The following is a 13,757-nucleotide window of genomic DNA, read 5'->3' as shown; positions in this document are numbered from 1 at the left end:
ATATGATACAGTAGATTTAAGTAAATCAATATATCTTGCAAAAGAAGAATTTAAAGAAAAGTGCAAAAATTAAATGTCACCCAATTGATTTTTTGCACCCAAAAGTATATAATTTTAGGTGCAGGAGGTATTAGAAATGGAATCAATAAACAAGAAAATAGAAGATATAATGACAAGCAATACAGGAAAAATTTTTTCTATTAATGACTTCTATGGACTGGGGACAAAGAATACAATCAAATCCGTTTTATACCGATTAAATGAAGAAGATAAAATCACAAGACTTATAGATGGATTATATACAAAGCCTAAGTATAGCGAAATCCTTAAAGAATATTCTTATCCAGATGCAAACGCCTTGGCAGAAAAGATAGCTGATAAATTTTCTTGGACCATATCTCCAACAGGAGATACAGCTTTAAATTATACTGGATTATCTACACAAGTTCCAAACGAATATATATATATTTCTGATGGACCATATAGGCAATATGATTACAGAAATAAGAAAATACTATTTAAACACACAAGTAATAGAAACATTACGTCTTATTCAAAAGAACTATCAATTTTAGTTCAAGCAATTAGAGCTTTGGGAAAAGATGGAATAGGGGAAGAAGAACTCAAGAAGTTAGCCGTATTTGCCCAAAATATTAAAGAAGACTTAAAGCGTGATACCTTAAAGCTACCATTTTGGGTACAGGAAATATTAGAGAAAATACAGGAGATTAACAATGAAAAAGCTATTAGAAATATCAAATGAAGAACTTGAATTAGTTATACAAAATACATCAGATAAATTGAACTTGTCAAAGGCAATTGTGGAGAAGGACTTATGGGTCTGTATTATTTTGAAATATCTATTTAGTGATTTTAAATATAGGGACTATATTGTCTTTAAAGGGGGTACAAGTTTATCTAAAGTATATAAATTAATAGAAAGATTTTCAGAGGATATAGATCTTGCTCTTAATTGGCAACTCTTGGGCTATGAAAAGTTAGAGCCTTATGAAGAGAGGAGTAAAACAAAGCAATTAAAATTTAATGATAAACTAAATGAAGATACAAAAAAGTTTATACAAGAAGAATTTTTGCCAACACTGCAAAAAGATTTTAAAAAATTATTAAAGAACAGGAAATATAATTTTTATATTGATGAAATAGATGGACAAACTATTGCCTTTGATTATCCTAAAAATTATGAAGATAACTCCATACTTCAAGTCATAAGATTAGAAATAGGAAGTTTAGCAGAACCGATTCCATCAAGTAGGAAAAAGATAAAAACCTATATAGAGGAAACTTATCCAGAGATATTTAATGAAAATATAGAAGTTGTATCTGTAAATAGTTTAAGGACTTTTTATGAAAAAATAACTATACTACACAGAGAGGCTAACAGAATAAATGGAAATTATCCTACAAGGTATTCAAGACATTTTTATGATGTATATAAAATGCTACTTACTGACATAAAAGAAGAAAGTTTTTCTCAATTAGAATTATTAAATTCTGTTATTCAATTTAAGAAAAAGTTTTATGCCAGTAATTGGGCGAAATATGATGAGATAATGGAAGGAAGAATAAAGTTAATTCCATCAAAAGAAGGAGTGGAGATTTTTTCCAAAGATTATGATAGTATGAAAAATATGATATTTGGAGAAAAAATACCATTTGAAAAGATAATTAGCGAACTAAAAAAATATGAAGAGAGTTTAAATGAAAAAATAAGGGACAATAAAGCTTAATGGTTAAGGAGGTATAGAAAATATATCTTCTTTTTTTATTACTAAAACAAGGAGGGATAGAATGCCAAGATATGATACAGTAGATTTAAGTAGATCAATATATCTTGCAAAAGAAGAATTTAAGAAAGATATAAAGAAATATGAAGAGTATTTAAAGGTAGTAGGTAACAACTATAAGTATCCATATATACACCAAATATCTATTTACAATATGGATACCAAGGCTACAGCCTGTGCGGAATTTGATTACTGGAAAAGCATAGGTAGGAGTGTCAAAAGAGGAGAAAAAGGAATACCGCTTTTAGATATAGAAAATGGAAAAATAAAATATATCTTTGATATAAGGCAAACGGTAAGCGTTGATCACAACATTTCTGAGGTAAAATTATGGGAATATGATGGCAAAAAACATTTTAACTTATTAGATGAACTAATAGATAAGTTTAAAGAAAAAGACAGCCAGCTTTTATTGAGTCAAGAAGATAAAATAGATGCCTTAGCAGGAAGTTATGTTCGAAGAAAATTTGATGAAATATTAGAAGGTCTATCCGATGAAAGCCTGAAGGCTATTCAAAAGATAGATCTTTTTAATTTACTGAAAGAATCTGTAAAAGTTTCCGTAAGTGAGAGAATGGGAGTTTCCTATGAACTAAAGGAAGAAGATTTGTCTATATTATCTAAAATATCAAGTGTGGACATAGATAAAGCTTTAAATTTTACATCTAATATAAGTAAAAATATTTTAATTGATTTAGGAAGAGAAATAAATAAATTAGAAATTTCAAAGAAAGTTCAAGAAAGAAGAAATTGGGAGCAGACAAAAGATGTAAGGGAGCGTTATAATAAATCAACGGCTAATATAATAGAAGAAGATCACAATAATTTAGAAGAAGGAGGCTTAGAAGATGAAAGAGAAAGTAGTATTAGCAGACAAGGAATATCTAGTAGAGGAAGGAATTTACACACCAGTAATCAAGGAGAACCCCTTCGAGATACATGGAGGGACTTACAAGATGAAACTGATGAATCAAGAAGTGGAAGTATTAGTACCGAATATGGAGATGCCGAAAGAAGTGGATATAGGAAAGCTCAATTATTGGGGAAGGATGAGGTTGAACTTTCTCAAGGCAAGCAAGAAAGAGGACTATCAGATAATGTATCTACAGGGGACATTAATGAGTCATCTACTATCCAAGGAAGAAGAGATAGAGGAATTTATCAGCCGAGAAGAAGTCAAGATGATGGAAGCTTGGGGACTGACAGAAGAATTGAAGGAAAAGGACTATCTGAACTATATAGGACTGAAGAAGAATATGGATATGCTTCTACAAGAGATGGGAGAAAGGGAGATTATCCTAGTTTAAAAAATGAACATGAAATTAAAGATACAGAGGGAGTAGAGTCTACTTCCTTTTTTTCTGCCAATAATCAGAAAGAGCAGATCTTTATTACAAGTCCAATAAGCCAAAGAGAAATAGATATATTTTTAATCTATGGAGGAAATAATCAAGATGGTAGATTGCCAGTAATAGCAGAGTTTTCTAAGGAAAAGTCCTTGAAAGAACAAGCAAACTTCTTAAAAGAAACATATATAGGAGCTAATGGTTTTGAAATAAATGGAAGAAAAATTTCAGCTTGGTTTGGAGAAAAAGGAGCAATTTTTAAAGAGGGAGATGGAGCAAGATATAGTGAAGGTCAAATAGTTTCTTGGGAAGATTTAGCTAGTAATATTAATGATTTATTAGACAGAGGAGAATTTGCTACTAATGTAGAATTAATAGAAAGTTCGTCTTATGAAATAGAAAAAATAGCAGAAAAACTATGGTATTTAAAAGAAGATTTTTCTGATGAAATAAAAGATAGTTATCTTAAAAGTCTAAGTGAAATAAAGGAAAGAAGCTTCCAAGAAAAAACAGAAAATTTATGTAGAAAGCTAAAAGATAATAATTTTAGAAGTGAATTAAGAAAAGAATATGAAGTATTTTTGGAAGAATACAAGAGTAATCCTAATATTTTACGATTTAATCACCATAAAGTAGATAGAATTTATCAGAATCTTAGAGACTTAGAAATAGAAAGAAAAGTATACCAGTCAAGTTTGACCGATATTGAATCTATCTATAGTTTTATTACAAAAGATGAAATAGATGAGAATTTACGAAAAGGTAGTGGATTTTCCGATGGGAAAAAACGAATATATGACTTTTTTAGAGAAGAACATACTTTAAAAGAAGAGGCAAATTTTCTAAAAAATGAATATGGAATAGGTGGTTCTTCTCATGCCCTATCAGGGGCAATGGGAAGTGGAGAATGGCATGATGCAAAGGGAATAAAATATAGTAAGGGAAATGCTGAAGAAATTAAGCTATCTTGGTCTGATGTTGTAAAAAGAATTAATGACCTTATTAAAGAAAATAAGTATATAGAAGAAAGTATTGAAGAGGATAAGGAGAAAAGAGTTAGCCAGGATATAAATGATGTAAAAGATATAAAAGAAGAAAGTCAAGAATCAATAAATTATCAAGATGATCTACCTCCTACAGATGGTGAGGTTTATACAGAAAAGATAAATAATATTTCCACCTACTACTATCAAGGGCAATCTGTAGCAAGTATTGGAGAAAATGGAAGACTTGTAATTTATGATGACTTTATGCCAAACTCTTTAAAAGAGGACTTATACTCATTAGCCTATGAAAAACAATTAGATTCATCCTTAGACCATTTAGAAGATGGAATTGTTCTTGAGGGAATAGAGGACACATTTTATATTAAAGATAAGGAAGAGATAGAAGGAAAAGAATATTATCTTTTAGAAAGTCAAAGTCAATATGATGACATTCCAAATATCATAGTAAATTCCGATAGGGAAATTATAGACGATGATATAGTAAATGGTTTTGAAGAGTTTAAGGAATTTTACATTAGTAAAGATAAAATAGACTTTAATCAAGATAATCTTATAGATAATGAAGAAGATTATTGGATAGTTGAATTTAATGAAAGTTCAAGTCTGATAGAAAAAAATTATGAAGGTCAAAGACTAACTAAGGAACTATTAGATGAAATAAAGGAAGTAGATAAAAAGATAAGACTTCAAAATAAGACATTTGAAGAAGATAAATATCCACAGATGACTAATGAATGGGTAGGATATTCCAAATTCTATTTCAATCATATAGTAGATGGGAAAAAGGTTGATTATTACAGGATAGACATAGGTGATGGAAATGAGGCTAATCAAAGGGGCTTCGATTTTCTGTATGAACAAATAGGAAGAAATCAGAAAGAACTTAATCAGGCTAGTGAAGAAAGTAAGATAGGTGAAAAAGTACTTTCTATAAATCAAATTGAAGATAGACTTTTCGATGTATTAGTTAAGGATAAAGATTTAGAAAAAGAAATTATAAAAGCAAGAGAAAACTTAGGGAATGATACCTTAGCAAGTTTTAATTCTGTATTTCAAAGAGAATATGCAAAAATAATGAGAGAAGTTTCCCATAAACAGGGGAATCTTCCAGATGATATGAAGTCTATAGAAAGTGTTAAAAAATTAAGTATTAGAACCCAAAATAGATATAGAGAATATTTAGATAATTTATTTAAGAATTATGTAGAAGCTGATAAGAATATGGACTCTATAAAAGTAGGGGACATAGTTAGAACAGAAGACAATAAGTATTTAAAAATAAAAAATCTTTCTAATGGATATGATGAGCATGACAATCCAATCACTTATTATTCCTATGATGCCTATTTTGATAAGGACTTAAAACTATTTTCACATTCTTTTAAAGAAAGTAATTTAAAAGTAGTAGAAATACTAAGAGGTAGTCCAGAAGAAGAATTAGCAAAAGAGATTTTAGAAGATAAAATAGCAGTAAAAGTAGGTTACTATTATGCTCTAGTAGATAGAGAGAAAACAAATGATATAGAATTAGAAGAAACAGGAAGTAGAGTTTATCCAAGAAAGGACAATCCTCAAGGGAAGGTATATACCTTATATAAGGGTAAATCCTTTGAAGAAAGCAGAAAAGTAGATAGCTTATTTGATGAAATGGTTATCAAAATGAAAGATGTAAATCTTAGAAATTTAAATGATGTCTTTACATTGGAAAGGGAAGGCTTATTTGAAATATCTGATGATGAAGTAACAAAATTTAAAGAAGGTTATGACATAGATATAAAAAGTTTTGGTCAGCAATTTCCAGATTACTATGATGATATATATGTACTAAATAAAAATCTTGAAATTAATGGGGCCTATCAGAATCTTGCTTATATAAATAGAGAAAATGAAATTATTTTTAATGTGGATCTATTTCAAGAAGAAAAAACACAAATTGAAGAAATAAGAAATAAAAAGGAAGTCATATCTAAGCTAATAGAAAAGGATACTAAAGAAAAAAAAGAGTACTACTTTGATCCTCAAAATGAAGAATATTTACTTTTATCAAAGAAAGTAGAAGATGGACTATTAAAAATTCCGGATAGTATTAAAGACACTATAAAGGGAAAAGAAGGCTTTGAGGTTGAGTTAGTTTTAGATACAAAGAAAAAATTCCTTAAACAAAATCTGCGATACAATGGATATATTTTGAATACTAATTCAGCTATAAAATATAAAAGCTATAAGGACTTATTAAATAGTGTCCCTTATTTATTGGATGATAGACACAGGGAAGTACTTCTAGAGGGATATTTAAATCAGCAAATAGAAAAGGAAAAAGAAAAACAAGAAGAAAAGTCTTTTAAAGAAGGCATTAATGTTAGATACCAAGGTAGAGAATATACCATATCTAACATTAATGATAAGACAAATCCTAAAACTATAGAACTAGAAGATAATACAGGACTAATGAATGGTTTTATTACAGGAAATGAAACAATTCTTTTTAATGATTATAATGATCTTGATTTAGAAGTTATAGGAAATAAAGAAGTAGAAAATATAGAATCAGTAAAGCAAATTAGCTTTGGAGACTTTGCGAGAGATCTTAAAGAAGAAAAAGCCGATAAGAAACTTAAAATCAAATATAAGTTGGAAGAACAACAATCTATTCAAGAAAAAGAAATAGAGGAAGTTTTCCTAGAAAACTATAAAATCTTAAATGAAGAAGAAAACTTAGCGCCTTCTCAAAGGCTAAAGAATAATATAGAAGCTATTAAACTTTTAAAGAATCTAGAAAGAGAAAATAGATTTGCAAAAAAGGAAGAACAGGAAATTTTAGCAAGGTATGTAGGCTGGGGAGGACTTGCTAATGTATTTGACGAAGAAAAGGAAGGTCAGTGGCTTGATGCGAGAAATTTCTTAAAAGAAAATTTAACTGGTGAAGAATATAATAGAGCAAGAGAATCTACCTTAACAGCTTTTTATACTCCTAAATTAGTTATAGACTCTATCTATGAAACTCTTTCTAATTTTGGATTTAAAAAAGGTAACATCTTAGAACCAAGTGCTGGGACAGGAAGATTTATAGGAAATCTACCTGAAGAAATGAATGAGTCAAAATTTTATGGAGTAGAGTTAGATAGTATTAGTGGTAAAATTGCTAAACACTTATATCCTAATGCTAATATACAAGTTAAAGGCTTTGAAGATACAAATTTTTCCAATAATTTATTTGATGTTGCCATAGGAAATATTCCTTTTGGAGAATTTAAAGTAGCAGATCGTGAGTATGAAAGAAATAACTTTCTTATCCACGATTATTTTTTTGCTAAATCATTAGATAAAGTTCGTGATGGCGGTATTATCGCATTTATTACATCATCGGGAACAATGGATAAAAAGAGTGAAGACGTTAGAAGATATATATCTGAAAGAGCAGAATTTTTAGGAGCTATAAGATTACCAAATACTACTTTTAAAAGACAAGCAGGTACAGAAGTAACCTCGGATATAATTTTCTTAAAAAAGAGAGATAGACTTCTAAAGATAGATGAAGATTGGGTTAAGTTAGATAAAGATGAAAAAGGATTAAGTTACAATAAATACTTTGTTGATAATCCAGACATGGTAATAGGGACTATGGAAGAAATATCATCAAGATTTGGAACAAGTCTTTCCTGTATAGAAAGAGAAGATATTTCCTTAGAAGAAGGACTAAAATTAGCAATAAAGAATATTAAAGGAAAATATGAAGAGGTTCAAATGGATGAAGACCTGGGAGAGAAACTAGTACCTGCCGATGATAGGGTTAAAAATTATTCATTTGCCATGGTAGATGATGAAATATATTTTAGAGAAAATTCTATTATGCAAAAAGTATCCTTAAATGAAAAGGATAAGGGAAAGGTAGAAGAGTATTTAAAATTAAATGCAAGTCTGAGAAATGTAATCACTTTTCAAAAGGAAGATTATTTAGATGAAGAGATAAAAGAAGAACAAGAAAAACTAAATAGCCTATATGATGAATTTTCAAAAAAATATGGGAGGTTAAATTCAAAAGCTAGTAAAAAGTTATTTAGAGAAGATTCCAATTTTTCCTTGATTTCAACCTTGGAAAAATTAGATAAAGAAGGAAACTTTATAGGAAAATCTGATATATTCACGAAAAGAACCATAAAAAAAGCTGTAGTTATAGATCATACGGATAAGGCGATAGATGCTCTTGTACTATCTATTAGTCAAAAAGGAAAAGTTAATTTTGATTATATGGAAGAGTTAACAGGCAAATCGAGAGATAAATTAATAGAAGAATTAAAAGGAGAAATATTTTTAAACCTAGATTCATTTGAACCTAATGATATAAATCCATTTAAGTCTGCTAAAGATGTGGGAGATTTTTCAAGATCTTATGTAAGTGCTGATGAATATTTATCAGGAAATATAAGAGAAAAAGTAGAAGTGATAGATTCCTATATTAAAAATATTGAAAAAGAGCTAGGACAAAAAGAAAATTTAGCAGATAGAGAATTATTAGAAAAGGAATTAAAAGAGTTACACTTTCAAAAAACAAAGCTAATGGAAGTTATACCTAAAGAACTTGATGCAAGTGAAATTACAGTTCGAATGGGTGCAACATGGATACCAGAAGAAGATTACAAAAAATTTATGTTTGACTTATTAAAAACATCAGGATCTGCAAGATGGGATATTGATATTAAATATTCTGACTTTACGGGAGAATTTAGAGTTGAAGGTAAAAGCAGTGATAGAAATAATGATCTTGCCATCTATACCTACGGCACAAATAGAGTAAACGCTTATAAACTGATAGAAGATATTTTAAACCTAAGAGATACAAAAGTATTTGATCAAATAGAAGATGGTGACGGAAAGAAAAAATCTGTTTTAAATCAAAAAGAAACAATGCTTGCAAGAAGTAAGCAAGAAATAATAAAAGAAGAATTTAAAAACTGGATATTTGATGATGTAGAAAGAAGAAATAGGCTGGTAAAAGACTATAACGAAAGATTTAATTCTGTAAGATTAAGGGAATATGATGGTTCAAATCTTACTTTTGAAGGAATGAATCCTGAAATTGAACTTAGAGTTCATCAAAAAGATGCCATAGCAAGGGGTTTATTTGGTGGAAATACTTTACTTGCCCATGAAGTAGGAGCAGGGAAGACCTTTGAAATGATAGGTATAGCCATGGAGTCAAAAAGACTTGGTATGAGTAATAAGTCGATGTTTGTTGTACCTAACCATATAGTAGAGCAGTTTGGAAGAGAATTTAATGAACTTTATCCAGGAGCTAATGTATTATGTGCAACAGAAAAAGATTTTACACCAGATAGGAGAAAAAGATTTTGCAGTCGTATTGCTACAGGAGATTATGATGCAGTTATTATAGGGCATTCTCAGTTTGAAAAAATTTCTATATCAAAAGAAAGACAAGAATATGAATTACAAAGTCAAATTGATGAAATTATTGACTATATAGATGAGTATAAAAGGGAAAGAGATCAAAGATTTACTGTAAAACAGTTAGAAAAGACAAAGAAAAAGTTAGAGACAAAGTTAGAAAAACTAAGTGCTGACTATAAAAAAGATGATGTAGTAACTTTCGAAGAATTGGGAATTGATAAGTTATTTGTAGATGAAGCCCACGCTTATAAGAACCTATATCTTTATTCTAAAATGAGAAATGTAGCAGGTATTACTTCTACAGATTCACAAAAGTCAAGCGATATGCTTATGAAATGTCGCTATATGGATGAAATAACTAATAACAAAGGTCTAGTATTTGCTACTGGAACACCTGTAAGTAATAGCATGGCTGAACTTTATACTATGCAGAGATATTTACAATATGATGAATTAAAAAAGATGAAGTTACAACATTTTGATTCTTGGGCTTCTACTTTTGGAGAAACTATAACAGCTATTGAACTTAATCCAGAAGGAAATGGCTATCGAAGTAAAACGAGATTTGCTAAGTTCTATAATCTACCGGAACTTATGAATACAATAAAAGGATTTATGGATATTAAGACAGCAGATGTATTAAACTTACCGACTCCTGAAGCTTGCTATGAAACTATAAAGACAAAGCCTACAGAAGAACAGAAGAAAATACTTGAAACTTTTTCAGAAAGAGCAGATAAAGTTCGTAATAAACAAGTTGATTCTAGTGTAGATAATATGTTACTAATTACAAATGATGGAAAGAAAATGGCTTTAGATCAAAGATTAATAAATGCTCTACTTCCAGATGATCCAAACAGTAAGGTAAATACTTGCATCAAAAATGTATTTAGTATTTGGGGAAAATATGAGGATAAAAAATCGGCACAATTAATCTTTTGTGATATGTCTACACCAAGTAAGGAGTTTAACATTTATGATGACATTAAACAAAAACTTATGAATTTAGGAGTGCCTGAAAAAGAGATAGAATTTATCCATAATGCAAAAAATAATAGGGAAAAAGATGCAATATTTGACAAAGTGAGAAAAGGAGAAATACGAATATTACTTGGCTCTACTCAAAAGATGGGAGCAGGTACTAATGCTCAAGATAAATTAATCGCTATCCATGATCTCGATATACCCTGGAGACCTGCCGACCTTTCTCAAAGGGCAGGTAGAATCGTAAGACAAGGAAATGAAAATGAAAAAGTTTATATTTTTAGATATATAACAGAAAACACTTTCGATGCTTATCTTTTTCAAACTTTAGAAAACAAACAAAAATATATTTCTCAAATTATGACTTCAAAAACGCCAGTAAGAGTAGCAGAAGATGTAGATGAGGCGACTTTAAATTATGCAGAAATTAAGGCACTTGCAACGAGTAATCCTCTAATCAAAGAAAAGATGGACCTTGATGTAGAGGTCTCTAAACTTAAAATGTTAGAATCAAACTTTAAATCTAATCTTTATAAGATGGAAGATAAAGTAATAAAGTTTTATCCAAAAGAAATAGATAGATTAAAGGAAAAAATAGAGAACATAAGAGAAGATATTAAGAATACTGAACCTTATAAAGAAGTAAGTAAAAATACAAAAGAAGAAAATAAATTTACCTCCCTAACCATTGATGAAAAGAAGTATACAGATAAGAAAATGGCAGGGGAGTTTTTGTTGAATAAAATTAAGGGATTGAAAATTAATGGAGAAATGGATAGGGAAGGAATAAAAGTAGGTAAGTATAGAAACTTTGATCTATCTATAAAGTATGATTCTTTTTTTAATAAGTATAACTTTATTTTGAAAGGAAAAGAAGATTATACGGGAGAGTTTGGAACAGATGGATTAGGCAATATTACAAGAATGGATAATATACTAGATAAATTACCAGAAAGACTAGAAGATAATATATCTAAACTAAAAGATACAGAAGAACAATTCCAAATAGCAAAACTAGAAGTACAAAAAACCTTTCCTCAAGCTGAGCTTTTGAAAGATAAGTCTCTAAGGCTTTCAGAAGTAAATAATCTTTTGGATATGGGAGATAGTGAAGATATACAACAAGATAATCCATTGCTTGAAGAAGTAAAGGAAGAATTAATTAATTTCTTGAATAGAGAATATGAAGAAGATAACAAAGTAGAAGATTTTGATAACCTATTTCCTGATTTAAATGACATAAAAATAGCTTATACAACTACACCAGATGAAAAACATGAGATACAAATTAGTTTAGATTTAGAAAATTATAAAATGAATACCTATGTAGACAATACTTTAATTGACAGCTTTCAGTACACCTATGATCCTTTGGACGCAAGTGATTTGGAAGAGTTAATACAAATAAAGACGGATATTGGCTTTTGGGATTTTAGTGAGCTTGTAGCAGTTGATGAAAAAAAGTTAAAGGAAATTCTTGGACTTGAAATAGATGATGAAGGTAATTTTTATGATCCATTAAATTTAGACTTGGATAATGATGGGATTCCTGATAGATATGATAATGACTTTAAAGATTCTGATTATTTTGAATCTACTTATGATGTTGAAGATAATTTTCATGCTAAAGAAGAAAAGGAATCTATTATAGATAAGTTACAGGAATATAAGAATAACTTAGAAGAAGACAATAACATAAAAGAAATAAACAACTGTGAGCCTTATGGTAGATAAATATTTAAGTAATATTGCTAGAGGAAGAGAATATGAAATTTGATAAAGATGGATTTAATGAATTTATACAAGATGAGTTTTCTTTTGATGGAGCAACTCAAAGAATAATTAATAACTTAGTGGAGTATGGAATCAAAAATTTAGGAGATTCAGAGGATAAATTAGTAGACTTTATTCAAACTATAATTAATGATCCGACAGTTGAAGAAATAAAACAATTTGTAATTAATGAAGAAAAAGAAGAATTAATAGGAGGAATATTAATGGATGTACGAAAGGGAAATGTAATTAATACAGAATTTGGAGAAACAATTGTACTTGATGTGAAAGATAATCAAGCTACACTATTTGATGGTAATCAATTTATTTTGGCTACAGGAATTAAGTTAAACAAGAAAAGCGAAAAGTATGAATGGGAATCAGTAAGGTATGCAAGTGATGTAAAAACTATAGCAAATATGCAAAACACTGATTTTAAAAGTATGAAAAATACAATAGACTTTCTAGCTGAATATAATCATAAAGAATTTGTAAAAGGGATCGTATCCCTTGAAACAGGAGTGTTAAATGAAGAGGTTCTTAATGCTACCTATGATAATTATATGAGCGATTCAGTAATGGGACTTATTGATGAAAAGTTTATGGATTATATAGATGAGCAAAGATTAGAAGAAAATTTAGAAATTAATCGAGAACAAGTAGATAAAGAAAGCAAGGATATATTAAACATAGATGGAAATTTAGCTAGTGATATAGAGATCAAAGATTTAAAAGCAAAAGATGGAAGAATCTTTAAAGTTGCTTCCTTTTCTATAGCAGAAAATGACAAGGAAGGAAACGTAAAGTTTACTGATTGTTATGCATATGATGATAAAATTAGTCAAGTCGATAATATGAAGAAAGGTGACTTTGTACACTTATTTGGTAAGGGAAAAACCAACAAAGGAAAGAATGGAAAAGAATATAGGAGTATAAAGATATATTCTGCCAAGTTGTTAAAAGCAAAAGAACAAATAAAAACTCAAAATAAAGATAAAAAGTCTATATTTGGGAAAATAAATAGATTTAAAAGTAATGATAATAAAAAGACTCATAAAATTGAACATAGAAAAGATGCAGAGAGATAAAAATTGGCGGTCTTCGGATCGCTTTATTTTTTTGTTGAATAAATAATGATTATTTAAGTATTAGTTGAATATTTTACAAATATATGCTTAATACACAAAAGTTAGCTGAGATTTATTATTGATAAGGTTACAATAAATAAAAGAGTAAAAAATAACTAGAAAGCAGTAGGAGAATAACAGATACTAAAATAACTAATTTATACTGAGATATAGTATATAATAATATTAGAAGAATATTGATATAAAATCACACATTGTCTATATCATAGAGTTACAATTATTTGTTTTTATCCAACATTTATAAGGAAAAATTATGAAAAGAAAAGATTTAATTTTGATTGCTCATAT

Annotated in this window: 5 protein-coding genes; all 5 read left to right on the top strand. The window is 28.9% G+C overall.

Annotation, left to right across the window (positions count from 1 at the left end; genetic code table 11):
• Positions 1 to 136: 136 nt before the first annotated feature.
• The 5 genes from RH95_RS08415 to RH95_RS08400 all read left to right on the top strand — a co-directional run bounded on the left by RH95_RS08415 (position 137) and on the right by RH95_RS08400 (position 13,409).
• Positions 137 to 763, top strand: coding sequence for a DUF6088 family protein (locus tag RH95_RS08415; RefSeq protein WP_010248079.1), 627 nt, complete (start codon positions 137 to 139; stop codon positions 761 to 763).
• On the top strand, positions 735 to 1,748 hold the full coding sequence (locus RH95_RS08410; protein WP_010248076.1) for a nucleotidyl transferase AbiEii/AbiGii toxin family protein: 1,014 nt from the start codon (positions 735 to 737) through the stop codon (positions 1,746 to 1,748). Before RH95_RS08415 ends, RH95_RS08410 begins: the two co-directional genes overlap by 29 nt.
• Positions 1,749 to 2,653: 905 nt before the next feature.
• On the top strand, positions 2,654 to 3,112 hold the full coding sequence (locus RH95_RS09930) for a TnpV protein (RefSeq protein WP_369369285.1): 459 nt from the start codon (positions 2,654 to 2,656) through the stop codon (positions 3,110 to 3,112).
• 932 nt (positions 3,113 to 4,044) lie between these two features.
• Positions 4,045 to 12,282 (top strand): helicase-like domain-containing protein, encoded by an 8,238-nt coding sequence (locus RH95_RS08405; protein WP_369369284.1) that lies wholly within the window; start codon positions 4,045 to 4,047, stop codon positions 12,280 to 12,282.
• Between the two features lie 32 nt (positions 12,283 to 12,314).
• Complete coding sequence (locus tag RH95_RS08400; protein WP_010248070.1) at positions 12,315 to 13,409, top strand: hypothetical protein; 1,095 nt, start codon at positions 12,315 to 12,317, stop codon at positions 13,407 to 13,409.
• Positions 13,410 to 13,757: the final 348 nt, after the last annotated feature.

Origin of the sequence: Peptoniphilus rhinitidis 1-13, assembly GCF_000246925.1 — a bacterium.
Lineage (GTDB): Bacteria > Bacillota > Clostridia > Tissierellales > Peptoniphilaceae > Peptoniphilus_A > Peptoniphilus_A lacydonensis.
The sequence above is the reverse complement of the archived record's forward strand: the minus strand, read 5'-3'. Positions and strand labels throughout refer to the sequence as shown.